At 50.8% G+C, this 24,963-nt stretch carries 19 protein-coding genes; 9 read left to right on the top strand and 10 right to left on the bottom strand.

From position 1 onward, the window contains the following. Positions 1 to 47: 47 nt before the first annotated feature. The 3 genes from BLQ88_RS27045 to BLQ88_RS27035 all read right to left on the bottom strand — a co-directional run bounded on the left by BLQ88_RS27045 (position 48) and on the right by BLQ88_RS27035 (position 4,325). Positions 48 to 1,355 (bottom strand): Gfo/Idh/MocA family protein, encoded by a 1,308-nt coding sequence (locus BLQ88_RS27045; RefSeq protein WP_090156129.1) that lies wholly within the window; start codon positions 1,353 to 1,355, stop codon positions 48 to 50. A 134-nt stretch (positions 1,356 to 1,489) separates the two neighbouring features. Then, positions 1,490 to 2,812 (bottom strand): Nramp family divalent metal transporter, encoded by a 1,323-nt coding sequence (locus BLQ88_RS27040; protein WP_090156128.1) that lies wholly within the window; start codon positions 2,810 to 2,812, stop codon positions 1,490 to 1,492. A 52-nt stretch (positions 2,813 to 2,864) separates the two neighbouring features. Beyond that, a complete protein-coding gene (locus BLQ88_RS27035) occupies positions 2,865 to 4,325 on the bottom strand; it encodes a nicotinate-nucleotide adenylyltransferase (protein WP_090156127.1) in 1,461 nt (486 codons plus the stop codon). Positions 4,326 to 4,418: 93 nt separating this feature from the next. Here BLQ88_RS27035 and BLQ88_RS27030 point away from each other — a divergent pair, with 93 nt between their 5' ends. Then, a complete protein-coding gene (locus BLQ88_RS27030) occupies positions 4,419 to 4,838 on the top strand; it encodes a gamma-glutamylcyclotransferase family protein (protein WP_090156126.1) in 420 nt (139 codons plus the stop codon). Here BLQ88_RS27030 and BLQ88_RS27025 read toward each other — a convergent pair. Then, positions 4,828 to 5,595, bottom strand: a complete 768-nt coding sequence (locus BLQ88_RS27025; protein ID WP_090156125.1) for a type III pantothenate kinase — start codon at positions 5,593 to 5,595, stop codon at positions 4,828 to 4,830. The two genes, BLQ88_RS27030 and BLQ88_RS27025, sit on opposite strands and share 11 nt — an antisense overlap. Positions 5,596 to 5,736: 141 nt before the next feature. On the opposite strand from BLQ88_RS27025, the gene lacZ reads away from it, so the two are divergent. Continuing rightward, positions 5,737 to 9,132, top strand: a complete 3,396-nt coding sequence (lacZ, locus tag BLQ88_RS27020) for a beta-galactosidase, LacZ type (protein ID WP_090156202.1) — start codon at positions 5,737 to 5,739, stop codon at positions 9,130 to 9,132. A 129-nt stretch (positions 9,133 to 9,261) separates the two neighbouring features. Here lacZ and BLQ88_RS27015 read toward each other — a convergent pair whose 3' ends face one another. From BLQ88_RS27015 to BLQ88_RS26995, 5 genes are read right to left on the bottom strand one after another with little or no spacing between them, the layout of a single operon-like run. After that, positions 9,262 to 9,822, bottom strand: a complete 561-nt coding sequence (locus tag BLQ88_RS27015) for a YceI family protein (RefSeq protein WP_090156124.1) — start codon at positions 9,820 to 9,822, stop codon at positions 9,262 to 9,264. Between the two features lie 8 nt (positions 9,823 to 9,830). Then, the gene (locus BLQ88_RS27010) at positions 9,831 to 10,718 is read right to left on the bottom strand and encodes a DUF5777 family beta-barrel protein (RefSeq protein WP_090156123.1); all 888 of its coding nucleotides are present in this window, start codon (positions 10,716 to 10,718) and stop codon (positions 9,831 to 9,833) included. An 11-nt stretch (positions 10,719 to 10,729) separates the two neighbouring features. Further along, positions 10,730 to 11,242 (bottom strand): QcrA and Rieske domain-containing protein, encoded by a 513-nt coding sequence (locus BLQ88_RS27005; RefSeq protein WP_090156122.1) that lies wholly within the window; start codon positions 11,240 to 11,242, stop codon positions 10,730 to 10,732. 54 nt (positions 11,243 to 11,296) lie between these two features. Then, positions 11,297 to 12,841, bottom strand: coding sequence for a porin family protein (locus BLQ88_RS27000; RefSeq protein WP_090156121.1), 1,545 nt, complete (start codon positions 12,839 to 12,841; stop codon positions 11,297 to 11,299). Then, the gene (locus tag BLQ88_RS26995) at positions 12,822 to 13,391 is read right to left on the bottom strand and encodes an RNA polymerase sigma factor (protein WP_090156120.1); all 570 of its coding nucleotides are present in this window, start codon (positions 13,389 to 13,391) and stop codon (positions 12,822 to 12,824) included. The genes BLQ88_RS27000 and BLQ88_RS26995 overlap by 20 nt, the downstream gene beginning before the upstream one ends. A gap of 278 nt (positions 13,392 to 13,669) precedes the next feature. Here BLQ88_RS26995 and BLQ88_RS26990 point away from each other — a divergent pair, with 278 nt between their 5' ends. From BLQ88_RS26990 to BLQ88_RS26965, 6 genes are all read left to right on the top strand, one after another. Next, a complete protein-coding gene (locus BLQ88_RS26990) occupies positions 13,670 to 15,472 on the top strand; it encodes an ABC transporter ATP-binding protein (protein WP_090156119.1) in 1,803 nt (600 codons plus the stop codon). Next, positions 15,469 to 17,292, top strand: coding sequence for a MutS-related protein (locus BLQ88_RS26985; RefSeq protein ID WP_090156118.1), 1,824 nt, complete (start codon positions 15,469 to 15,471; stop codon positions 17,290 to 17,292). Before BLQ88_RS26990 ends, BLQ88_RS26985 begins: the two co-directional genes overlap by 4 nt. Positions 17,293 to 17,444: 152 nt before the next feature. Further along, the gene (rseP, locus tag BLQ88_RS26980; RefSeq protein ID WP_090156201.1) at positions 17,445 to 18,761 is read left to right on the top strand and encodes an RIP metalloprotease RseP; all 1,317 of its coding nucleotides are present in this window, start codon (positions 17,445 to 17,447) and stop codon (positions 18,759 to 18,761) included. Beyond that, entirely contained in the window at positions 18,743 to 19,327 is a 585-nt protein-coding gene (locus BLQ88_RS26975; RefSeq protein ID WP_090156117.1) for a DUF6702 family protein, read from the top strand. The genes rseP and BLQ88_RS26975 overlap by 19 nt, the downstream gene beginning before the upstream one ends. Positions 19,328 to 19,463: 136 nt before the next feature. Further along, positions 19,464 to 21,980, top strand: coding sequence for an endopeptidase La (gene lon / locus BLQ88_RS26970; RefSeq protein ID WP_090156116.1), 2,517 nt, complete (start codon positions 19,464 to 19,466; stop codon positions 21,978 to 21,980). Between the two features lie 108 nt (positions 21,981 to 22,088). Next, the gene (locus tag BLQ88_RS26965) at positions 22,089 to 23,579 is read left to right on the top strand and encodes a tagaturonate reductase (protein ID WP_090156115.1); all 1,491 of its coding nucleotides are present in this window, start codon (positions 22,089 to 22,091) and stop codon (positions 23,577 to 23,579) included. Here BLQ88_RS26965 and BLQ88_RS26960 read toward each other — a convergent pair. Next, positions 23,557 to 24,252 carry a DUF3784 domain-containing protein gene (locus BLQ88_RS26960; protein ID WP_229212885.1) on the bottom strand — a complete coding sequence of 232 codons (696 nt, stop codon included), beginning with the start codon at positions 24,250 to 24,252 and terminating at the stop codon, positions 23,557 to 23,559. The genes BLQ88_RS26965 and BLQ88_RS26960 overlap by 23 nt on opposite strands. A 128-nt stretch (positions 24,253 to 24,380) precedes the next feature. Here BLQ88_RS26960 and BLQ88_RS26955 point away from each other — a divergent pair, with 128 nt between their 5' ends. Next, the gene (locus BLQ88_RS26955; protein ID WP_090156200.1) at positions 24,381 to 24,962 is read left to right on the top strand and encodes a Uma2 family endonuclease; all 582 of its coding nucleotides are present in this window, start codon (positions 24,381 to 24,383) and stop codon (positions 24,960 to 24,962) included. Position 24,963: the final 1 nt, after the last annotated feature.

The raw sequence follows: 24,963 nt of genomic DNA, 5'->3' as shown, positions 1-24,963 counted from the left end.
AAGAGAACTTTTCAGTTGAACAATAATTCCAAAACTTCAATACAAACCTACACCACCTGCGGCAGCGCGTATGGCGAGCGGTATTTCCTCGTCAGCAGTTTGTTAGCCTCCTCATCCCCTACAAACTTCTCCGTCTTGTTATCAAATGTCAATGCGCGGCCGACGCGGTAGGCTATGTTGCCTAAATGTGCCAGGCCGGAGGATAAATGCGCCGTTTCAACCGGCCCGTTGAGCAGCTTTGGATCTTTGGCGATGACGGCGTCGATGAAGTTTTTGTAGTGGTCGCCGCCGGCCTTGCGCGAGGGGCCTGCTTTTTTGTCCTTGCCGAGGAAAGTTTCGTAGTAATCATAACCTTTTACCACCATGTAGCCTTCGGAGCCATAAAAGATGTTACCGATGCCCACGCCGCCTTCGTCGTTGGTCATCCAAGGGCGTACTTCAAACTCGATGATCTTCTTTTCCTTGGTGTAAACGTAAGACGAGCTCAGCACTTCCGGTGTTTCTTTGGCGTCGTTCCAGAGGAATTTGCCACCGGAGGAAGTGATTTTGTCGGGGAAAGTGTCGACGCCGAGGCCCCACATGCACATGTCGGTTTCGTGGATGCCCTGGTTGCCGATATCGCCGTTGCCGTAATTCCAATGCCAGTGCCAGTCGTAATGCACGTAGTTGCGGGAGAATGGCTTCATTTCGGCCGGGCCGGTCCAGAGGTCATAGTTCAGGCCGGCGGGGATCGGTTCGGTACCTTTATCACCAATATCCGGGCGCCATTTGTAAACGAGTCCGCGGGCCATGTACACATTGCCGATCAGTCCGTCGCGGAGGTGTTTCACGGCTTCTTTCAATGCTTCCGAGCTGCGGAGCTGGACGCCGTGCTGTACCACTCTTTTGTATTTGTGGGCGGCTTCTACCAGTTTACGGCCTTCGTGCAGGTTGTGCGAGCCCGGCTTTTCCACATACACATCTTTACCGGCCTGGCACGCCCAAATGGCGGCCAATGCATGCCAGTGGTTTGGCGTGGCGATACTGACGGCGTCGATGGTTTTGTCGTCAAAAACCTTGCGCAGATCGTTTTCGGTTTTGACCTTCTTGCCGGTTTTCTGTTCGAATTCCTGCGCACGTTTCTGCAAAATGTTGTTGTCCGGGTCGCATAGCGTGGCTACTTCCACATTGCTCAATGCATTGAAACCCGAAATGTGGCTCTGGCCGCGCCCGTTAACGCCTAACACGGCCACGCGTACGCGGTCGTTCGCGCCGAACGCGCTCGCGGGGATGACAGACGGGATAGAAAGCGCCACGGCCGCTCCTGTGGTGTTTTTGATAAAGCTCCTTCTCGATACTTCGTTTGGTTTGTCCATTTGAAAGAATTTAGGATTTCGAAAGAAATACATTTTACCTGACGGGCAATGAGTTAGACGAAATTCAGAAGTAACTCCCTTATTCGTTACCTATAAAAAAGTACTACTCATTTCAAATTAAGTACTATTCCAACCTACATAATCTGAACGATCCCGTAGCCGCTTACAAACAGGATAGACAGTACGCTGACCCAAAAGAACAGATCATAAGTCACCGAAGGCTTCAATGCAACCGGTAACTCCCGGTAGCGGAATACGAGCGACACATACACGACCAGCAACAGCAAAACCGAAGTTGCGATACCACCCAGAATAACCATCATCACCGGCGCCTGAAAAAACAGGAACAAAATGCACCACACCGCCGGAAGGACCCAGGATAGTATGCCGATACTCTGCTTCTGCTCCTGTGCGGAATCAAATTTCATCCAGCCAATCTGCCCGAACGCATCTGCCCAGACACGCGCCCAGCTCGCGGCGGCGGTAAATAATGTGGAATAAAGCACGAAGAATGCGCCGATCAGGAAGATGTTCTTTGCCCACGGTCCCAGCGTCTCGGTGAAGATGCGGGAAAGTGTATCCACCATCTCATAGCCCTCCGGTACCGTTCCGCCGGAATGCAGCACCGCCGCCCCTAGGAGGTAAAATGCCGCGGTAACGATGGTATAAACGACCATTGACATCACCGCATCAAGATACATTACCTGAAACCAGCCTTTCGCCCGCTCCGACCATTCCTTGGAACCATCGTTCGGCCCGGTGTAGGCGGCATAGCCTTTTTCAATGCACCAGTAATTGTAATACATGATTTCATCACCGCCTACGCCCGTTATGCCGAATGCACCGAATGCGGTAGCAACTAATGCAGTAGGCAGCGAAAACTGAAAGCCGCTTTCGATCTGCGGCCAATGAATGGCATATTGTGTCCATTGCAGGGAGAAGAGTGAGATCAGAATGACCACCGTGAACAGGATGATCATCACAAGCGAGCCTTTTTCTATCGGGCCGTAATTGCCCTTGTAAACCCAGAACGAGGTAATTAATACAGAAACAATGGCCCACCAATTGACGGATATGAATGGAAAGCCCATGTGCAGCACAATCGCGACACCTCCCACAATGCCGCCTACCTGCAAGAGTTTCAGCCCTTGCAACGAAAGCCAGAGCCAAATGCTCCAATGCGCCTTCCCGAGCTTCAAACCGGGCAGGTTGTTGAAGTTATGCATGATGAATGTGCCGGTATAAATGGCATTCTTGCCGAACTCCAGCTGCAATGCCACTTTGACCAGGCAACTGAGAATAATCAGCCAGAACATGACGAAACCCGCTTTCGCACCTAATGCGGTGGTGGCGATGAGCTCGCCCGAACCCACAATGGCCGCTGAAAGAATGAAACCGGGACCGAGGTATTTTAGCCTGCCCGCGAAAGTGGTTGGCGGGGATAAAATTTTGGACATAAACGAGAATTTATGTCCAAAAGCGAAGATCAACTAATATTTAATGCTATCTCTATAAATTCCCCACAGCCTGGTGAATCTGCTTCACCGTATCGACATAATTTGTCTCATTCGGAAGCCCGAAAAGCGATTTCTCCTTGATAATCTTTGCCACATTTTCCGGCACGAGCTTCTCCCAACCCGGTTCGCCGCGCTTGATCATTTCAAGCACGAAATCGGTGGTGATATGCATATGCTCGGTGTTGTAGTTCTTGATATCCTCAATCTTGTCGTTCACGATCAGGTATTGGAACAATGGCCGCAAATGATCGGGTACCCGGAAGTTTTCGCAGCTGTAAACCGAGCCGTCGGGCTGCAATGTAGGATAAATATACAATTTCACCTTTCGGCTGAACAGCGTCGCGAACGATTCGAGAATGCCGCCTTGCAGGAACTGGTAATGCTTTTCTTCGAAAATATCTTGCAAATTTGGGCTACCGAGCAGCAGACCGGATTTCAGTTTCGTCAAGCGCGAGAGATAAGCTACCAACCGGTAATACTCATGATGGTTGGAAATCATCACCATATGCCCCAGCGAGCAGAGAATGTCCACGCGGTCGAGGAAGTCCTTCTCGTCGATATCACGGTCGCCGGCTTTGAGGTTATGCAATGTGAGCTCCGAAATGAGCACCACTTTGGATTCATCAACATCTTCCTCGGCCAGGAACTGCCGCTGACCATTGCTGATCAGGTCGATATGCACGTTCGTGATCGGGCGCAAGCGGCCGCGCATCATGAGAATGTGCTTTTTGTACAATGCTTCCGAAGGCTGTAACACACCGCCGTCGCTGCCGAACAACGCGGCGTCGGTAAAGCCATTTTTCACGAGCCGCAAGCTCATGAGGCGGTTATCGACTTTGGCAAAATCCGGTCCGCTGAAACGTACCATGTCGATTTCAATGCGATCGATCGTCAGGTCGTCCATGAGCGACATGAGCAGGATTTCGGGCGATTTATAGTAGTAATAACAACCATAAATCAGGTTCACACCGATAATACCCAATGCCTGCTGTTGCAGGATATTCTCATCGTCGCGCATACGCACGTGGATCACGACGTAGTTCGTCGGGCCCATGGGCGTAAGCTGGAATTGCAGGCCGATCCAGCCGTGCGATTCGTTCGTTTTCTGGAAATTGAGGGCTACTACGGTATTCGCAAATGCAAAAAAGGTGCTGTCCACACCGCGTTTTTCCGAAAGCCTTTTTTCGACCAGGTTATATTCGCGGTTGAGCATTTTCATCAGTCGGGATTCCACCACGTACCTGCCTCCCTCTTCCGTCCCGTATATCGCGTCGCTGAACGTCATGTCGTAGGCCGACATCGTCTTTGCAATGGTTCCGGATGCGCCGCCGGCTTTGAAGAAGTAAGCCGCCGTTTCCTGACCCGCCCCGATTTCCGCAAACGATCCGTAGATCCGTCGGTCGAGGTTGATCCTTAATGCTTTTTGTTTTGTACCAAGGTTCTTTTCGTACATAACGGTATATTAGTATAATGAAGAAGCTTACATGTAAATATAAGAAAAATACAGTTCAGCATTAAGCGCAATTTGTGATCTTCTGCCAGCAGAATGGAAAAGTTATATAATTTATTCACTTACGGCACTTTGATGCAGGGTTTCGACAACCCCTATGCGCGCAAACTCCGGTTGTCTGCAAACTATATCGGAAAAGGGTATTTCAATGGAAAATTGTTCCGCGTCGAGTGGTACCCGGGCGCGTTGTACGAGCCTGATGCGCCTACGCGCGTACATGGGGAAATTTATCAGTTAAACTCCCTTGAAATACTTAATGAACTGGATGAATATGAGGATGTTTTGGAAGACGAGGCAGCGAGTTTGTATGTCAGGAAGGTGGTACCTGTCAGATGTAGTCAGGAATTGGTCAGGGATAGTCAGGAAGTGATCATTCCTTGTTGGGCATATTTGTACAACCAGCCGGTTACTGATTTACCATTGATTGAAAATGGCTATTTCAAAACTACGCCCTGAGACTTTCTCCGATAATGCGCAGGCCGTCCAATGTTAAGTTTCTGTCAATTTCTGTAAACTCGTCGCGCAGGGTATCGATGATGGACGATAAACCGCCTGTGGCAACGGCAATGCATTCCCCGCCCATCTCGGTACGGATGCGGCCCAACAGCGATTTCACCAAACCTTCATAACCCAGCAAAATACCCGCCTGAATCGCTTCGACTGTATTTTTGCCGATGGCGGACTGTGGAAGCTGCAACGGCACTTCCGGTAATTGCGCAGTGTTGGCGAACAATGCTTTCACGGCCGTGATCAGCCCCGGCAATATAGCCACGCCCAGGATTTTGCTGTCTTTGGAAACAGTAGTAAAGGTTAATGCAGTACCAAAATCGACGACCACGCAATTCTGCTGATACCGCGTAGAAACGGCCACCGCATTCGCAATCAAATCCGCGCCAATTTCGTGGGGATGGTCGATTTCAATAGACAATGCAGGGTAAACGTCCGGCCCGACTACGATCACACCGTCGCCAAACAGCGAACGGAGCATTCTCAGTATAATAGGCGTCAATGCGGGCACGACGCTGCTTACCACCACCGTTTCCACATCCCCGAACCACAAACCTGCTTCCAGGAAATGCAGCCGGAGCTTCGATTCGTAATGCGCCTCGTTTTCCTGAACGAGTGAGCGCATCCGCCAGATGTGCTCCCAGTTACCGGAATCATGAAGCCCGAAAACGGTGTCGGTATTGCCAAGGTCGACGGCTAACAGCATAACAGAGAATTTACATGTAAGGGCAAATTAAAGGCATTCTTCAAATAAAACTTCATAGCGCCCCGGTTTTGCCTCCGTTTCTTTTGGTTTATACCTAATTTTAGCCCCAAATAAAAACGCGTGCTTGCCTGGCCATTCAATATGTCTTTTTCTACCCGCTGCGGATTTCCGATACTGCTTTTTTTAATACAAATACTGAACCACAAGGCTCATGCCCAGGCCATTCCTGAATGGCAGGACCCGCAGGTGGTCAGCATCAATACCGAGAAGCCACGCGCCGATTTTTTCCCTTACGCTTCGGAAAAAGCCGCATTGGCGATGGACAAAAAAGGCCCGTTCGTGCAGTCGCTGAATGGCACCTGGAAGTTCAAATGGGCACAGCACCCAGCGAAGGCGCAGCTGAATTTCTACGACCCCAAAACGCCCGATGCAGGCTGGGACAATATCCCGGTACCGTCCAACTGGCAGGTCGTGGGCGCACGCGAAGGCCGCAAATACGACCGCCCGATTTTCAGTAATATCAAACACCCATTCAAAGCCACACCGCCGCGCATTACAGCGGATACCAATGCGGTAGGTATGTACCGTACCACTTTCACGGTGGCCGATGTAAAGGACAAACAGCTGTTCCTCCATTTCGGCGGTGTGCAATCGGCTTGCTATGTGTGGTTGAACGGCGTCGCGATCGGTTACCACGAGGACGGCATGACGCCGTTTGAATTCGATGTGACGGAAGATGTGAAAGCCGGTGTGAATAACCTGGCCGTGGAAGTAATCAACTGGTCGGATGGCAGCTACCTCGAAGACCAGGACTATTGGCGCCTTTCGGGCATTTTCCGTGATGTGAACCTGCTGATGCTGCCCAAAGTAGTGCTCACCGATTATTCCGTAAGAACCATTCTGGATGCGAACCACGAAAACGCGACGCTGAAACTGAGCGCGTATGTCAAAAACTACGGCCAGCAGCCCATTCACGCGCACCAGGTGCTTTTTACATTGTATGATGTTTCCAAAAACGTCGTCGCCACGCCGGTGAGCCAGATGGTCGGTACGCTGGAAATGGGTAAGGAAGGTGCCATACGCGCCGAAATGCCGGTTCCTGGCCCTGCCAAATGGAGCGCCGAAACACCGAACCTTTACACACTGACGGTGCAGCTCATGAATTCGGATGGCAAGGTCCTCGAAGCGACTAGCCAGCGGGTAGGTTTCAGAGATGTGAAGATCAAAAGCGGGCAATTGCTCGTGAATGGGAAAGCGGTAACCATTAAGGGCGTCAACCGCCACGAATTCGATCCGGAAACGGGCCGCGTGATCAGCCGCGAGTCGATGATCAAGGACATTACCTTAATGAAGCAGCACAATATCAATGCCGTCCGGACTTCGCATTACCCCAATGCTTCCGAATGGTACGACCTGTGCGATCAATACGGCCTTTACGTAATGGACGAGGCGAATATCGAAAGCCACGAATTGTGGGGCAAAAACATTATCCTGGCCGATAACCCGCAATGGCGCTCCGCATTTCTGGCGAGAGGCAATGCCATGGTCGAGCGCGACAAAAACCACCCGTCGGTGATCATCTGGTCGCTGGGTAATGAATCGGGAATGGGGCAGAACTTCGTGGATATGGGCGATTTCATCAAGCTCGCCGATCCTACCCGGCCTATTCATTATGAGGGAAGAAAGGATTACAAACCTACGACGCTGAGTAGTTTCGATATCGTTTCGGTGATGTACCCGTCGACGCAGGACATGGTGGAGCTGGTTAAAAAAGACAAAACCCGTCCGCTGATCGTCTGCGAGTACGCGCATGGGATGGGCAACAGCATTGGGAACCTGAAAGAATATTGGGATTTAATCGAAAAATACCCCACTATGCAAGGCGGCTTCATCTGGGATTGGGTGGATCAGGGACTGAAACTGAAACGCCCCGACGGTACCGAGTACTGGGATTATTTCAACTACATCGACGGCGCCAATGCCGGCGACGGCCTCGTAAACCCCGACCGTACACCGCAACCCGAGCTGAACGAGGTAAAAAAGGTATATCAATATGTGAAATTCGAAATGCCGGACACGCTCAAAGCCGGGGCAAAAACTGTTACCCTGCAAAATACCTACGATTTCCAGTCGCTGAATGCATTTGAACTCGTGTGGTCGGTCATCGAAAATGGCAAAGCAGTGGGCAAAGGCGGCAGCATTACGAACCTGAATGCATTGGCGCGCCAGAAACAGCAGATTAGCATTCCCTACGAACTTCCCGCCGCTTCCAAACCCAATGCGGAGTATTTCCTGAACATCAGTTTAAGACTAAAAGAAGCCACAATCTGGGCACCGAAAGGCCATGAAGTCGCGTGGCACCAGGTGCCGGTAGTGAAACCGGCCGCGCCGCGCCCTAACCTCAGCCTGTACAGCGAGCGCCCGCTCCGCATTGCCCAGGTTACAGCTGCCCGCGTGCAGATTGTCGGCACCGATTTCACCGTAGTTTTCGATAAAAACGAAGGCCGGATGATTTCTTTCAAAAACAAAAAGGACGAAATGCTCGAAAGCGGCCCATATGCCAATTTCTGGCGGGTGCCGACGGATAATGACGAAGGCGGCGCCGCGAAAAGCTATGCTTCCCAGTGGCGCAATTGCGGCCTCGACACCTTGGAGCGCGTTTCCTCGGAAATGAAAACCCAGAAGCCCACCGCGCAGATTTACAAGGTGACGCTCAACCAGACATTGAAACAAGCCAAAGGCGAAATGGATGTGCAGTCGGTGTATATGGTTTATGCTTCGGGCGACATTCATGTACAAAACACATTCACCCCACGGGGCGAATGGCCGTCGCTTGCAAAAGTGGGAATGCAGCTGAAAATGCCCGCCGCGTTTACCAAAACGCAATGGTATGGCAACGGCCCGCACGAAACTTATGCCGACCGCAAGACGAGCGGAAAAATAGGCGTTTACGCCGGAACGGTGGCCGAGCAGCATTTCCCTTACATTACCCCACAAGAAAACGGTAACAAAACCGCCGTCCGCTGGGCCACAGTTACCAATGCGGAAGGCATCGGCTTACTCGTATTAAGCGATACTGCATTCAACTTCAACGTGCATGATTATACGGACAAAGACCTGCTCGCCGCCAAACGCCGCGCGGCGGTGCTGAACCGCGGTACTTCTACCGTCGTAAATATCGACCTGGCGCAAATGGGCCTCGGTGGGGACGATAGCTGGTCTCCCCGCGTGCATGAGGCGTACCTGCTCCCCGCACGCACGTACACGTACTCGTACCGGATGCGCCCGATCGAAAATACTTCCAATATCGAACAAATAGCAGCCGTGCGCCTGCCTTATGTGGACCAGAAGGAAACGAACGAAACCGTAGCAATTACCGAAACCGCCGCAGCAACCGATGAAGCATTGAGCGAAGAAGATGAGGAGGAAGAAGAGGCCGTAGCCGCGCCGGTACGCAAAACTACCGTTAAAAAAGCGCCGGTACGGAAAAAACCGGTTCGGAAAAGAAAGCCTGCCCGCAGACGTCGCAGAAGATAAGGAAAAAGACTTGGCAAGTTCAAGAAAGGCTTACCAAGTCTGTAACACCCCACAGTTTTAATAAAGACCTGAGATCCGGGTTCCGACAACGCTATGAATGTTGCCGGACCGTGGGACCGCAGGTCTTTATCATTTTTTGGGAGACAAAATATATTGCGACTTCACCTTGATGATCTGCGCGATTTTCACGAAAACCACTTTGGGCACTTCGATATTATGGTCCACGAGCGCTACTTCAAAATCGGAACTGATCGTGATCTTACCGCCCTCTATCTTCATCTTTCCCTTGATCGTCCGCTCTTTGGTAACGCCGTGAACCGTAAATTTCCCGGTCGCCGACGCGTCATATTCGCCGTCTTTGGTATAATCCGGCGCCTTATCGACCTTCCCTGCGAACGTAGCCGTGGGGTACTTCACCGATTCGATATAGTTTTCGTTGAAATGTTCCTGCATGAGCTTGTTCGGAAAGGAAAACTCCCGCATGTTCATCCGTATCGCGATCTCGTTGTTGGCCGTGTTCAGGATCACCTGCGACTTTTTATTCTCCGCTTCGATATTTTCCAAAGGCGTAGTCGCCGAGAACTTCGTATTGCCGCCGGAAGTGGTGAACATTTGCCCAAATGCGGTCGCGGAAAGCAAAGCGGTGCTGAACATGGCCAGGCAGGCCACGCGAAAAAAATGCAGTTTCATAGTTTGGATCAGTTTGGCTGCTTCTTATTCTTCTTGTCAAAGCTGAATGTACGGGAAATGTTGAACCCGTAATGGATGTCGCCTTTGCCCCAGCTGCCGGTGGTTTCGCCGATAAACTGTTTCTCGATCATGCCGAGGGAGTTGGTAAAATGCAGTTGGAAAACATGCCCGCCGGTCTCGATATCGACGCCGAACGACATGGAATCGTGGTAAGGGGCCGTAACCGTGTTTTTCTCACGCGCTGTGTAAAAGTATTCGCCATTCAGCGAAACGCGCTTCGAAAGCTTGAACCGGCCGCCAATACCCACTGCCAACACCACTTTTTCATCGCCCTGCACATCCGGCATGGTACGGTAGAGGTAAGTTGGCGATAATTGCAGCGACAACCGTTCACCGAATTTCCGTGCGATAAGCACTTGCGCCGTGTAATACAGTTTATCCTGAAACTCCCGCTCCTTATCCAGCGTAGCTACCCCGGTACCACCGAACAATGTGATCGAAACCGGGATATTCCGCGCTCCGGTGCTTTGTTTCAGCACTTTATATTTCGCAAAAGCGTCATACACTTTCTGCGACGTGCTACGGCCGATTCCTATTTCAAAATCATCGGTCAATCCGTATTCGAAACCCAGGCGCATGGTAGCCTGGTCGAGCCCGAAGAACTGGTAGGCTCCCGAATTCAGCTTCCCGAAACGGTGCGAAATCCGGAAATCGAGGTGCTTCTTCTTCATCGTTTCCACCGACTGGCCATTCACCACGCGGGTCGATTTGAAAGTGGCGGATACCGGAACGGTTTGCGCGCTGTCTTGCTTCGACAGCTCATTCAGCAGATCATCCTGTGCATATAATACTGTTGATAAACACATCAACATCACGAGTAGGCGGAGTACTTTCATGGTATAACGGATTAAGCTTTCACGGTTAAAGTGTTGCCGTCAGCGGAAACGGTCACTGTATACGTTTTGAGCGGATTGACAGCCGGTCCTTGCTTTACGGCGCCGGTCAATGTGAATTCGGATTGGTGTACCGGGCACTGAATATCGTTCTGGTTTTTTCTGTAACCTACCGTATTACCCTCGTGCGTACATATTTTCGATAAGGCTACATAACTGCCGGTTGTCGGTAAAGCCACGAGGACATCTCCGATAACCCTGCCGGTACCCGCGGTTTTCAGGTCGGTATAAGGAGATTTGGTCATATCCACCGTGAAATTGATATTGTTGCCGGTGGTCGTACCCGATACGCCATTGCCACCGCTTCCCGGATCTGGGTCCGGATCCGGATTGGGATCGTCGTCTTTCGATCCGCAGGCTGTCATAGTGGTGCCGAGGCAATAGAATGCCATTAACGTTGAGGTACTCAGCCCGAGGCTGCGGAGAAAATCTCCCCGCTTCATGCTTCCTTTTTCAATTGAGTTCATAGTAGTAATGAATTAATTAGAAGATACAATGCAATGGTAATGTGGGCATAGTGCTCACTTGAAAACAGGAGTGTAGCGCACCGATAGCCAGAGGCCGGTAGTAATGAGGTTCACTTTTCCGTAACCGACGCGTTTGAGCGGTATCCGGATCGACGGTTCTGCAAGCAGGGAAAGCTTGCGGGATATTCTGTATTCGTAACCGGCGGAAACATTGGCGTGGCTGAAAAAATACCAGCCGGTTGTTCCATTCCAGCCTCGATTCATAATCTTAGGATCGTTCTCGTCGACGAAATAGTATTTGTACTTTTCGCTGTTCATGTGATAGGAGGAAAAACCGCCGCTTGCAAACCACCGCGACCGCTCTCTCAGCACAATGTCATAGCGCAAATTCAAAGGCACTTCCAACACTTTACAAATTCCATCGATACCCGTCATCGGAGGCGGATAATAATGTGGCTTTGCTGGTATCTGATAGGCGTCTGCCGGTGCATAGTAATCCTTCCTGCTCCAAACTGCGCCACTTTGAATAAATAGCCGCGGCAACACCGCATATTCCACCAGCAGCGACACCGACGTGCCTGGTTTCGAAAAATCCTTCAATCCTACCGTGCTCAAATCCGGTGAATAGCCAAATCTGACGGCCCAAAGCGGCCGGTCATCTGCCGAAATGGACGATTGCTTCGGCGGCGCTGGCGCTTCCGGGAGTTCATATACCGGCTCCGAAATCCCGGGCAATGCCAATGTATTCCATTTCAACCCCTTACCATTCAATGCGGATGCCGAAATCAATGTCCTGACCGGTTCATCAGCTATCACCGTGGATTCGCTCGCGATTACCTGCTGGCCGTTTGCTTGCGGCAGAGCAGTCTCGCTGTCCGGTGTATTCGCATTATTTTTAAAAGAAAGAGCCCCGTCGCCTCCTTCCACTTTTGAGCGGTTAGGCTCTAAGTACACTCCGCCTGCCTTAGATCGGCTCCGGGGCAATAGTTTTCTGCCATTGTTCGCAACAGCAGCATTCAATTCTGATTTAGAGGAAGATTTACCAGGATCTCCTTCACTGGTTTTCAGTTTGTTACCAATATCTTTTTTGCCGTTACCAGCAACTTTGTCTCTTTTGGCAAGCGGTTCATTTGCATTATCCACAGCCGGGCTTCCATTATCCACATTCGCATCAGCCCCACGCTCCTTCTTCACATCCGAGCCCACGCCCGAACCTCCCGCCCCTTCAACAACATCTGACTCCCTACCAACACCCGACTCGCTATCAGCAGCCTCCAAGCCTCTATCCTCCCCTACTCCTTCCTCCCTTACTCCCATTCCTCCATTCTCCCCATTCCCAACAACACCTGACTTCTCCTTCCCTTCTCCCTTTCCTCCATCCTCCCCTTTCCAGGAGTACAATACCATCCCGATCGGTATCAGCAATGCCAGCAAGCCGGCAGGCCACCATTTCCGCAACCATCCGGCCGGAGATTTCCCATCCTGCTGGTCGAGGCGCTTCCGCAGGTCATTCCAGTCGTCGGGTTCGTATGTCGGATCAAGCTCTTCGGATGACTTTCTGAAGAGCTTGTCCAGTTCGTCATCTGGCAACTCTATCATAGTCGTCAATATTAATCTTGGATAACATTTCTCTCAACTTTTCCCTTGCTCGCGACAAATTTGACTTTGACGCCCCAACCGAAATACTCAGTTGTTCTGCAATTTCTTCGTGTGTGTAACCGTCAATGACCGACAAACTGAATACCAGCCGGTATGCCGGTGTCAGGCGCTGGATCAGTCCGACCAGCTCTTCATGCGAAAGCTTGCTGATAACCGTTTCGTCGACGGACACTTGCTCCGCCACCTCCACGTCGTCAAAAACATCTCTGCGAACTTCCTGTCTGTAATGATCGAGGGCTGTATTAATCATGATTCTGCTCAACCAGGTTTTAAATGGCCGGTTTGCATCAAAGCTTTCGAGCTTCGTGAAAACCTTCAAGAATCCATCGTTGAGTATTTCCTTCGCCTCTTCCCGGCTGCGTGTATAGCGTAAACAAATGCTCATAGCATAGCCGTAAAACTGCTTATACAACAGCTCCTGACTGCGGCGGTTTTTTTGTAAACAGCCGTCGAGTAGTTCTTGAAGAACGGCGGAGTTATACTCGGGCATGCTATTTGCTTTTTTTGAACTTATACGTCGAATTGAAAAGCAGGGTTGCCTGGGGTTCGAAAGTTTTTTACAACATTTTTTATACCGGCAAAAAGGCACATCGTCCGTTCATTGAAAAATTAGGAATTTTTGCGCACAATCGCACGTAAACTTGGTGGTAATGCCCTTCCTGAGCGGCCCTACCCGGGCGGCTTTGAATTAATGCTTATTTTTGCAGGCTAACTATCGAATGTTCATCCAACCGGGTTAAAACTGATTTCCGGTGTACACATAATCTAATGGCCAACAATGAAACCCGATCCCCGTTTGCAGTCAGAAAGATCAAGTGGGAAGGCCTGAAAATCACACTCCAGCTATTGCGCTACCTGCGTCCCTACCGTATGCTGTTCGCGGCGGGAATGCTGTTTCTGGTATTGTCCACGGCCACGTCGCTCGCATTTCCGAAGCTGGTAGGAAGCATTATCGAGGTGATTGAGGGCAAATCCCGGTTCACGATCAACCAGATCACCATGCTGCTTTTCGTCGTCCTGCTCGGCCAGGCGATATTTTCGTTTTTCCGGATTTATCTTTTTTCCAAAGTGAGTGAAATGGCTGTTAACAATATCCGGATGGATGTTTTCAGCAAAATCATCACATTACCTGTCCCGTTCCTGGAAGAGCGCCGCGTGGGCGAGCTCACCAGCCGCATTACTTCCGATGTTGCGCAGCTGCAAGGCTTGCTATCGTTCACACTCGCCGAGCTTTTCAGGCAAATGGCGACGCTGATCGTCGGGATGTCCATTCTCTTTTATACGTCCTGGAAACTGACGCTCTTCATGCTGGCTACGGTCCCTATTCTGGGCGTGGCGTCGGTATTCTTCGGGCGTCACACGCGCGTACTCGCACGCAAGGCGCAGGACCAGTATGCGGCTGCGAATGTGGTGGTAGAAGAGACGCTGCAATCCGTGAATGTAGTGAAGGCATTTACCAATGAACCGCTGGAAATCAATCGTTACCGCACGATCCTCGACCGTGTGATCGACCTTTCGCTCCATGCCGCCCGGCTCCGGGGCGCATTCGCTTCATTCATCATTTTTGCAATGTTCGGCGGGATCGTGGGCGTGATCTGGTACGGAGCGGCATTGGTACAGGCCGGCGAGTTCGGGCTTTCCGACCTTTTTACATTCATCCTCTACACCACCTTCATCGGCGCGTCGATCAACGGGATGGGTGACTTGTACGCGCAAATTAACCGCACGGTAGGCGCTTCGGAACGCATTTTCGAAATACTGGGAGAAACGCCGGAAGTTTCCGCCGACGAAGCACAACATGCGGTAGCAAGCCAGATCGAGGGCCGGGTAACTTATCAGGATGTGCATTTCGCTTATCCATCGCGCGCGGACCTGCCGGTGCTGAAAGGCGTTTCGCTGGATGTTCAGGCGGGTGAAAAAATCGCTTTGGTAGGATACAGCGGCGCGGGCAAATCGACCATTGTACAGCTCCTGATGCGTTTTTACCAACATCAATCCGGCGAAATACTCGTCGATGGGAAGCCGGTAAACGAATACGGGGTTTCGGCATTAAGGAAAAATATCGCGATCGTACCGCAGGAAGTAATGCTTTTTGGCGGGACGATCTATGAAAACATTGCTTACGGAAGACCTTCCGCATCGCGGGAAGCTATCATCGATGCGGCAAAGCGTGCTCACGCACTGGAATTTATCGAATCTTTCCCCGAAGGTTTTGAAACCATAGTAGGTGAAAGGGGTATCAAACTCTCCGGCGGCCAGCGCCAGCGCATTGCCATTGCCAGGGCTATTTTGAAAGACCCCAAAATCCTCATTCTCGACGAAGCGACCAGCTCACTCGACGCCGAATCGGAAAAACTAGTGCAGGTTGCATTGGACGAATTAATGAAAAACCGCACCACGATCGTGATCGCGCACCGGCTCGCCACGATCCGGAAGGTCGATATGATCTACGTGCTGCGCGATGGCCGCATTGCCGAGTCGGGCACGCACCAGGCATTGAGCACCGTTCCCGACGGCGTGTACGCCAATCTCATCAAACTACAATTTGAAACCGCTGAAACCCTTTCATGAAAAACGCCGAGCCAAACCATTCCGCATCATTTTTTCAAACACAAAAAGAAAAAGCGACGGTCGCGGAACAACAGGAACATGAAAGGTTCAAACGCATTGCATTACTCCGCCTCGCTGCCTTCGCGGGAATGGTGCTGCTAGCGGTGGTTTGGAATAAAACAGGCATTGCTTACTGGGGAATCGGGATACTGGTGTTGCTGGTAATCTTCCTGATTTTAATGCGGAAACAGCAACAGGCACGCATTAACCGCAATTTTCAACGAAACCTGATCGAAATCAACAATGACGAGCTCGCTCGCATGGATCTGCGTTTCAAAAGGCCTGAAACCGGCACGGAGTTTCGTGAAAAGGACCATAATTACTCCGACGACCTCGATATTTTCGGAGAATACTCGCTTTTCAAACTCCTCAACCGCACACGCACCGCCGAAGGAAGCCGCCGCCTGGCCAACTGGCTTAAAAATCCTGCAAATGCAACCGAGGTAGGCCTTCGCCAGACAGCTGCCAGCGATTTTGCCCGGCATCCCGAACTCATCCAGGCGTGGGAAGCGACCGCGCTACTACACGAACATGCCGCGAAGCACGTGGGCGAATTTCAGGCGTGGGTAGTAGAGGTGTTCCCGGCGCCGTTGAAAAAGGCATTGTCCTGGCGATGGTACCCGGTAGTGTCGCTTGTGATCGCGGTATTGTATTTCGCGGGTATTTTGCCGGGCATTGCATTGCTGGGCAGCCTCGCCATTCATCTTTTCATACTGGGCCGCTACACCGATTTTGTGAAAGTGTTGGCCAACCGCACCACTTCGATGGGGCAAACGCTTACCGCGTACTCGGAGTTGCTGCAAAAAGCGGAAGACGCGCCGTACCAATCGGCCTGGTGGCAAACCAGGAAGGCGCAGATCACAGGCTCGTCGGCGGCATTGGCGAAAGTCGGGAACCTGTTCGAAAAGCTGGATTACCGCAACAATCCTTATTTCGCGATTTTCATAGGCATTCCCACGCTCTGGGATATGCATTGCCTGGCCAGCCTCGAAGAATGGAAAGCCGCACACCACCAGCACCTCACCGATTGGCTGGATGTACTGGCCGATACCGAGGCCATGAACAGCCTCGCCGGCCATGCATTTGCCAATCCGGCATACATTGTACCCGAAGTTAATGACGCCGCGGAAGTTACGATCACCGCTACCGCGCTTGGCCATCCGCTAATTCCCGCCGCGAAACGGATCAGTAATGACTTTGCAATGCAAGGCACCGGCAAGACGATATTGGTCACTGGCTCCAATATGTCGGGGAAAAGTACCTTTTTGAGAACCATTGGGTTAAACCTCGTCCTCGCGCAAATGGGCGCGGTGGTAAGCGCGGGCGCATTTGCGTGCTCGCCTGTACGCGTGTTCAGCAGCATGCGCACGCAGGACTCGCTGGAAGAAAGTACCTCTTCTTTTTATGCCGAATTAAAAAGGCTCCGCAAACTCCTCGAACTGGCCGATGAGCAGGCTAATGCACCGGTGTTCTACTTACTCGATGAAATACTGAAAGGTACCAACTCCGCCGATCGCCACCGCGGCGCAGAAGCATTGATCCGCCAGCTGCATTCCAAAACAGCATCGGGTATGGTATCCACTCACGACCTCGAACTCGGTGAATGGGGCGCGACCGAAACCTACATCCACAACTTCCATTTCCGGTCGGATGTGGAAAACGGCCAGCTACATTTCGACTACCGGTTACACGAAGGTATTTGCCGGAGTTTCAATGCTTCGGAGCTGATGCGGATGATGGGGATCGCCATCGGGCCCGACAAAACCCCGCTTGCACACTGATACCGGGCATTTGCTAGGTTCTTTGAGGATTTACGTAACTTTACTGTTTACATTTACGTTTGAAACACTGATCCGGCAGCGGAGATCGAACTTCTTTTGATTAACAATTAACCCGTAACGATTACAAAACCTGAATGGAATTACAGAAAGCATTGGAAATATTGATCATGGCAGGGCAGCTTATCCTGGGCCTGTCGATCCTGGTGGGGTTGCATGAGTGGGGCCACATGGCTGCCGCAAAATTGTTCGGAATGAGGGTTGAAAAATACTTTATAGGCTTTCCTCCTAAAATTTTCAGTTTTCAAAAAGGTGAAACAGAATATGGCATAGGCGCGATACCGCTCGGCGGGTTTGTGAAGATTTCGGGGATGATCGACGAATCGATGGATACCGAGGCAATGAGCCAGGAGCCGCAACCGTGGGAATTCCGCTCGAAACCGGCCTGGCAACGGCTGATCGTCATGCTAGGCGGGATTATCGTGAATGTGATCGTCGGTATCATTATCTTCATCGCGATCGCTTACCACGACGGTAAAAGGTTCCTTTCGATCGACGAGGTCAACAAATACGGTATCGTAGCGGGCGAGCTGGCGCAGGAACTGGGCCTTAAAACCGGCGATAAGGTGATCCGCGTTAACGGCAAGCCATTCAAAGATTATAATGAGCTGATCAGCTCCGATGTTTTCCTCGGCAGCAACAGCTCTTACACCGTGCTCCGTAACGGACAGGAGGTGCAGATCGAAATCCCGAACAATTTCATCGAAAAACTCTCCGATCCGGACGAGAAACGCAACTTTATCCTTCCATTGGAGCCATTCAAAATCGGCGAGCTGATCCCCGGCATGCCCGCGGAAGCAGCAGGCCTCGAACCCGGCGACAAAGTAATTTCGATCAACGGAAAACCTATTCAATTCTTCCACGAATTGCAGGCGCAGCTCGAAACCCTCGCAGGCAAGGCTACAACGATGGTCGTACAACGCGGCGCGCAACAGCAAACCCTGAACGTGAAAGTGACCGAGGACGGCACACTTGGTTTCTACCCTGAAACGCTGCTGCATTTCACAACCGTTAACTACTCTTTCGGTGAAGCGGTGTCCATTGGCACGGAAAATGCCTTCGGCGTGGTGTATAACAATATCAAAGGTTTCGGTAAAATATTCCGCGGAGAAGTTTCTGCTTCCAAAGCATTGAGCGGCCCTATCGGCATTGCACGTATGTTTGGGGGCGTTTGGGACTGGGGCCGTTTCTGGCAGCTTACTGGCTTGCTTTCGATGGTACTTGCATTCATGAATGCATTGCCTATCCCGGCACTCGACGGCGGCCACGCGGTGATCCTTTCGTATGAAATCATCTCAGGCCGCAAGCCTTCCGACCGCTTCCTCGAAAACGCCCAGAAAGTAGGTATGGTCCTGCTTCTAGGCCTGATGGCCTTCGCGATCTTCAACGACGTATGGAAAGCTGTTTTTTAAAAGTAGGGAGGAAAGGGAGGATGGAAGAAGGGGAGGAAGGAAAATACTCCCTTTCTTCCCTTTCCTCCTTCCTCCCTGTCCTCCCCTTATTCCCTTTCCTCCTTTTCTCCCTACTACTGCTATCTTTTACGCCCAAACACGACTACCACGTTTCGGTGACGCAAATGCAGTACAATGCGGCTTCGCGATCGTTTGAGGTAAGTATCCGGATATTTACCGATGACCTAGAAAAAGCATTGTCGCAAAGCCATTCCAAACAACGTTTTGTGATCAAGGACAATGATCAAAACGATCGCTTCGTTGAAGAGTACATTCGCAAATCATTTGTTTTGACAGATAGTCAGAAAAAAAATACCCCTATCAAATATGTCGGGAAAGAACAGGAGGCGGATGCAACGTGGGTGTATCTCGAAATCCCCTTTCAGGGCGCTTTGAACGGCTGCAAGCTTTTGAATGTTACGCTTATGGAAGTTTTTGACGATCAGGTTAATATGACCAACGTTAAATTCCAGAGCGAAAAAAAGACACTTTTATTTAAAAAAGGACAGACCTCTCACCTGCTGTAATTAGTTTGTGACCGCTTATAAAAATGCATGACAATATGTGTAGTGGCACGGCTATTTTGTTTTTATAATGCCTTTCTTTTGAAAGTCATTATTTATATATTGGGAAAAGATTATCTGTCAATTTGACAGAATGCCTATGAAATTTGAACCTTCTGATCTATATAGCCGGCTGCTGATGTCCGACTCGGACATGGATAGCCTTGAAATCGTTCCTCTTGGCGGCCCCGATGGCTCTGACGAGCCTTTTGAACTTCCCAACGAACTGGCGATACTTCCGATCAGGCAAACGGTGCTCTTCCCGGGGATGGTTATTCCCGTAACTGTGGTGCGCCAGAAAGCGATCAGGCTTGTTAAAAAGATATACCGTAACTCCGATATTAATCAGCGTATTCTCGGTGCCGTCACCCAGGCTATTCCCAACAAGGAAGACCCTACGGCCGAGGACCTCTACAATATCGGTACCGTCGCACAAATCCTGAAAATGATCACGTTACCCGACGGTAATGTGACGATCATCGTGCAGGGACGCCAGCGTTTCGAGATCAAAGCCATTGTCAACGAAGAGCCTTACCTGACCGCAGAAGTACGGCCGATCGAGGATTCGTTTGTAGGGCCCACCAAAAAAGAGGCGAAAGCATTGCTGCAATCGCTTCGCGACGGTGCGCATAAGATCATGCGCCTGAACCCGGAAATCCCGCAGGAAGCACGCATTGCACTCGATAACATCGAAAGCCCGATCTTCCTGATACATTTCCTGTCGTCGAATATCAATGTAGAAGTCGCCGACAAGCAGAAATTGCTCGAAGAGCGCAACGGCCACAAACAGGCCACGCTTTTGCTGCAATACATGATGCGCGAGATCGAAATGCTGGAATTGAAACGCGAGATCCAGACGAAAGCCAGTTCGGATATCGACCAGCAGCAGCGCGATTATTTCCTTCGTCAGCAGATCAAGGTTTTGCATGACGAACTGGGAATGGACAGCCCCGAGCGCGACCTTGACGAAATCCGCCTGAAAGCCAGCCAGAAAAAATGGGCCGAGCCGGTAAAAGCGCATTTCGATAAGGAACTGACCAAATTACAGCGCATTAACCCGATGGCCCCCGAATACCCGGTAACGATGAATTACCTGGAAACACTCGTGGATTTGCCTTGGGGACAATATACCAAAGACAATTTCGACCTGGTAAGGGCTCAGAAAATCCTGGATGCGGATCATTTCGGTCTGGAAAAAGTAAAGGAGCGCATTATCGAATACCTCGCGGTGTTGAAACTGAAAGGTAACCTGAAAGCGCCGATCCTTTGCCTTTACGGCCCTCCGGGTGTGGGAAAAACCTCGCTCGGCAAATCGATTGCAAAGGCATTGAACCGGGAATATATCCGCATGGCGCTTGGCGGCGTGCATGATGAAGCCGAAATCCGCGGCCACCGCAAAACTTACATCGGTGCAATGCCGGGTAAAATCATCCAGAATATCAAAAAAGCAGGTTCTGCAAACCCGGTATTTATCCTCGACGAGATCGATAAGGTGAGTTCCGACTACCGCGGCGACCCTTCTTCTGCATTGCTGGAAGTACTCGACCCCGAGCAGAATTCGTCATTTACCGATAATTACCTCGAAGTAGAATACGATCTTTCGAAAGTACTTTTCGTAGCCACCGCCAACTCGCTCGACACCATTCACCCCGCATTGCGCGACCGGATGGAAATCATCGAAATGACCGGCTATACGATCGAAGAAAAATTGCAGATCGCGAAACGCTACCTCGTTCCGAAACAGCGCAAAGATCATGGCCTGAAATCGACCGACGTGAAGGTGGACGATGCCGCATTGCTGAAAGTGATCGAAGGCTACACCCGCGAATCGGGCGTACGTAACCTCGAACAAAAAGTAGGCACGGTTGTCCGCAAGATTGCGAAATCGGTAGCGATGGAGCAGGATTATCCCAAGACCGTTAAAGCGGATCAGGTGGAGAAATACCTGGGTGCGGAGATATTCGATAAAGACCTGTACCAGGGCAACGACTTTGCAGGCGTTGTTACCGGCCTTGCGTGGACGTCGGTAGGCGGCGAAATCCTGTTTATCGAAACAAGCCTGAGCCGCGGGAAAGGTGGATTGACATTATCCGGCCAGCTGGGCGATGTGATGAAAGAATCCGCCGTGGCCGCATTGTCGTACCTCAAAGCGAATGCCGACAGACTGGGCATCGATTACCGGATCTTCAACCATTACGACTTGCACGTACACGTACCTGCGGGCGCGGTGCCCAAAGACGGGCCCAGCGCGGGCGTGACGATGGCGACTTCCATGGCGTCGATATTTACGCAGCGCCGTGTGAAACCGTTTATCGCGATGACCGGCGAGATTACCTTGCGCGGAAAGGTGCTTCCGGTGGGTGGTGTGAAGGAAAAAATTCTCGCAGCACGCCGCGCAGGTGTGAAGGAGATTATTTTGTGTGTCAAAAACCGCAAGGATGTGGAAGAAGTACCGGCCAACTACATCAAAGATCTGACTTTCCATTACGTGGACCAGGTCGATGAGGTACTCGGAATCGCGCTGCTTCCTGAAAAGGTAAACAACCCGATGAACTTCGTTTTCCCTGATGAAAAGAAAGAAAAAGAGGAAAGCGGATTTGTTACGATGACAGTTTAGATTTGACTGAAAAAATATACGAAAGAGGTGCTCAAAAGGTACCTCTTTTTGTTTAGGGGTTATACTTTCCAAACGGCGTCATACTGTCAAACCTTTTATCTACTAACAATGTCGTTACCGCAGCTTTCTCCCCAACTGCTCGACCAGCAGCCCGAACTTCTTCCCGATTACGGGAAACTTCTTGCATTGCCTGAAAAAATCATCCAGTTCGGCACGGGTGTGCTGCTGCGCGGCCTGCCCGATTATTTTGTGAACAAGGCTAATGCCGAGGGCATTTTCAATGGCCGGATCGTGGTTGTGAAATCGACCAGTACCGGGGGTACGGACACGTTTTCGGAGCAGCAGAACATTTTCTCCCACAGCATTCGCGGGATCGAAAATGGCCAGCAGATCGACGAATCGGTTATCAACACCAGCATCAGCCGCACATTGGCCGCCGCCAGCGATTGGCTCGATATTCTCGAATGCGCGCATAACTCTCAGCTGAATATTGTTATTTCAAATACGACGGAAGTAGGTATCCAGCTTGTCGATGACAATATCTTCGCCAATCCGCCTTCATCCTTTCCCGGCAAACTGACTGCCTATCTGCTGGAACGTTACAGGGCATTCAATGGCGCGCCGGAGTCGGGCATGGTGATCATTCCTACCGAGCTGATCGTCGGCAATGGCCCGAAATTGAAGGCTATCGTGCTCGAACAGGCCCGCCGGCACGATCTGGATGAAGCATTCGTCGAATGGCTTGAAAAACATAATCACTTTTGCAGCTCCCTCGTGGACCGCATCGTTCCCGGAAAGCCGGATGCAGAAACGATCGAAGCACTTTCCGAAAAACAGGGCTTCCGCGACGACCTGCTGATCGTTTCCGAAGTGTACCGCCTCTGGGCGATCGAAGGCGGCCAGCACGTGCGCGATGTGCTAAGCTTTGCGCAGGCCGACAAAGGGGTGGTCATCGAGCCGAATATCGACCTTTTCCGCGAATTGAAGCTTAGGTTGCTGAATGGTACCCATACATTGGCTTCCGGTCTTGCTTTCCTGCATGGCCTGGATACTGTTCGCGAGGCAATGGAAAACGCCGAAACGGCCCAGTTTATCGCCGATGTAATGCTGAAAGAGCTCGCGCCCTCGATACCGTATGATGTAGATCCGGCGCAGGCCCAGGAGTTCGGAAACCAGGTCCTCGACCGCTTCCGCAACCCGTTCATCCGCCACCAGCTGATCGACATTACCGTACAATACACGGCTAAGATGAAAATGCGGAATATCCCGACGCTACTTAATCATTATCAGAAATCCGAAGAAGTGCCGGCATTGTTCGCCAAGGGATTTGCCGCATTCCTGCGATTTATGAAGCCTGTTATGCATAAAGACAATGCGTATTACGGCGAACGCGACGGACAGCCCTACTCCATCCGCTGCGATGCCGCAGCCTATTTTGATGAAAAATGGAAGAATGCCGCGTCGCCGGTCGATCTCGCGCAGCAGGTTTTGAGCGATGTGTCACTTTGGGATACCGACCTTACATTATTGCCGGGCTTCGCCGACGCTGTAAAAGGTTACATGACCGAGCCAGTCGTCACCGGGACTTCCACGCTTTGAGCTGATTAACGAGCTCATTGGCCGATATTTCGTCGGAACTGAAATAGATCTCATCCTCATTTGTTGTCTTTATCAGCAAATAAGGGTGGGATTTTTTATTGATATACAGTTGCACAATGCGGCCGTCGTCGGTACGGAACGAACCTTTTGAAAATTCACCTCCTGCAAAACCGTGCATGCGGCCTGCGATATCAGGCAAGCTGTCCGTTACATTATAATAGGTGACTTCGCCGCGCGGAATTTTCATTCCATAAATACCCTTGATTTCAAGCTCGTTGGCCAAGAGAAATATCTGGCTGTTTTTCATACTCACAAAAAACATATAACCTACCCCCACACCCACCACCACGAGGATCGCCATTACAATGTATGTACCCGAGCGCTGCCCGCTGGTACCACGGTAAAATTTGTTCCCACGCGCGATCATATACACATATGCCAGCAACGGGTACAACACCATGAAAACCGTCGCCCAATTACCATTGAAACCGTTCAAAATCCAGAAGCCGACGAACAGGCTAATGCCCAGAAAAACGTGGAAACGGTTGAAAAAACGCAGGTAGGACACGATATCGATCTTCGCCCGGTCCGACTCAGACATCATATTATATCCCGAAAGCAAGTATTTCGCATTCCCGGGCGTCACGCAGAACCCCAGCAAAACAAAAGTCACAGAAAGAATTATTGCGGCAGTAAGCATAATTTGTCACGGCTAATTGCCTTATAAGTTACAAAATTATGCGGTAAAAAGTCAATTGACTTTCATTTTGATAAATGCTTATATTTGATAAAAAGCACATTATGATTCTCCCATTGAATATACCTGCATATCCGTCTTTCACCGACGACGAGTTGGTCGCATTCTGCATGGCCAACCCTGACATCATGGTGGAAAGGGATGAACATGGTCAACTACACATCACTATGACACCAACTTTTGTACTTGGAAGTTCCAATAACAGTGAATTGATTATCGAATTAGGCCTCTGGAATCGCAAGTACAAGACTGGGAGAGTGATAGAGTCTAATGGAGGCTTTTTCCTAGAAGATAAGTCGATGCGAGTGCCGGATGTCGCCTGGATACATATTGATCGCTGGAACGCGATGAGCAAAGAAGAGAAACGATCATTTCCTCGTATGGCTCCGGACTTTATAATTGAATTAAAGTCTGAAACCGACAGCCTGCGCTATCTGCAAAAGAAAATGGCCAAATGGATTGAAAACGGCGTGAGGCTTGCCTGGCTCGTGTGTCCGGACAGCCAGACGACCTACGTTTACGAACCGGGCAAGCCTCAGCTTGTTGTGCATTTTGAAGAAACGCTGTCAGGCGGCGAAGTGCTTATCGGTTTCTCCACGCGCCTGAGCGATATTTTAGAATACTAAA

Origin of the sequence: Dyadobacter soli (assembly GCF_900101885.1) — a bacterium.
GTDB classification, from domain to species: domain Bacteria; phylum Bacteroidota; class Bacteroidia; order Cytophagales; family Spirosomataceae; genus Dyadobacter; species Dyadobacter soli.
This window is presented reverse-complemented; position numbering and strand designations above follow the sequence as displayed.

Coding starts and splice junctions, on each gene's coding strand:
- lacZ (WP_090156202.1), top strand. CDS start 5,737: ATGTCTTTTTCTACCCGCTGCGGATTTCCGATACTGCTTTTTTTAATA.
- BLQ88_RS26995 (WP_090156120.1), bottom strand. CDS start 13,391: ATGCCCGAGTATAACTCCGCCGTTCTTCAAGAACTACTCGACGGCTGT.
- BLQ88_RS26985 (WP_090156118.1), top strand. CDS start 15,469: ATGAAAAACGCCGAGCCAAACCATTCCGCATCATTTTTTCAAACACAA.
- BLQ88_RS26965 (WP_090156115.1), top strand. CDS start 22,089: ATGTCGTTACCGCAGCTTTCTCCCCAACTGCTCGACCAGCAGCCCGAA.
- BLQ88_RS27030 (WP_090156126.1), top strand. CDS start 4,419: ATGGAAAAGTTATATAATTTATTCACTTACGGCACTTTGATGCAGGGT.
- BLQ88_RS26990 (WP_090156119.1), top strand. CDS start 13,670: ATGGCCAACAATGAAACCCGATCCCCGTTTGCAGTCAGAAAGATCAAG.
- lon (WP_090156116.1), top strand. CDS start 19,464: ATGAAATTTGAACCTTCTGATCTATATAGCCGGCTGCTGATGTCCGAC.
- BLQ88_RS27005 (WP_090156122.1), bottom strand. CDS start 11,242: ATGAACTCAATTGAAAAAGGAAGCATGAAGCGGGGAGATTTTCTCCGC.
- BLQ88_RS27000 (WP_090156121.1), bottom strand. CDS start 12,841: ATGATAGAGTTGCCAGATGACGAACTGGACAAGCTCTTCAGAAAGTCA.
- BLQ88_RS27040 (WP_090156128.1), bottom strand. CDS start 2,812: ATGTCCAAAATTTTATCCCCGCCAACCACTTTCGCGGGCAGGCTAAAA.
- BLQ88_RS27015 (WP_090156124.1), bottom strand. CDS start 9,822: ATGAAACTGCATTTTTTTCGCGTGGCCTGCCTGGCCATGTTCAGCACC.
- BLQ88_RS27010 (WP_090156123.1), bottom strand. CDS start 10,718: ATGAAAGTACTCCGCCTACTCGTGATGTTGATGTGTTTATCAACAGTA.
- BLQ88_RS27045 (WP_090156129.1), bottom strand. CDS start 1,355: ATGGACAAACCAAACGAAGTATCGAGAAGGAGCTTTATCAAAAACACC.
- BLQ88_RS26955 (WP_090156200.1), top strand. CDS start 24,381: ATGATTCTCCCATTGAATATACCTGCATATCCGTCTTTCACCGACGAC.
- BLQ88_RS27025 (WP_090156125.1), bottom strand. CDS start 5,595: ATGCTGTTAGCCGTCGACCTTGGCAATACCGACACCGTTTTCGGGCTT.
- BLQ88_RS27035 (WP_090156127.1), bottom strand. CDS start 4,325: ATGTACGAAAAGAACCTTGGTACAAAACAAAAAGCATTAAGGATCAAC.
- BLQ88_RS26975 (WP_090156117.1), top strand. CDS start 18,743: ATGGAAAGCTGTTTTTTAAAAGTAGGGAGGAAAGGGAGGATGGAAGAA.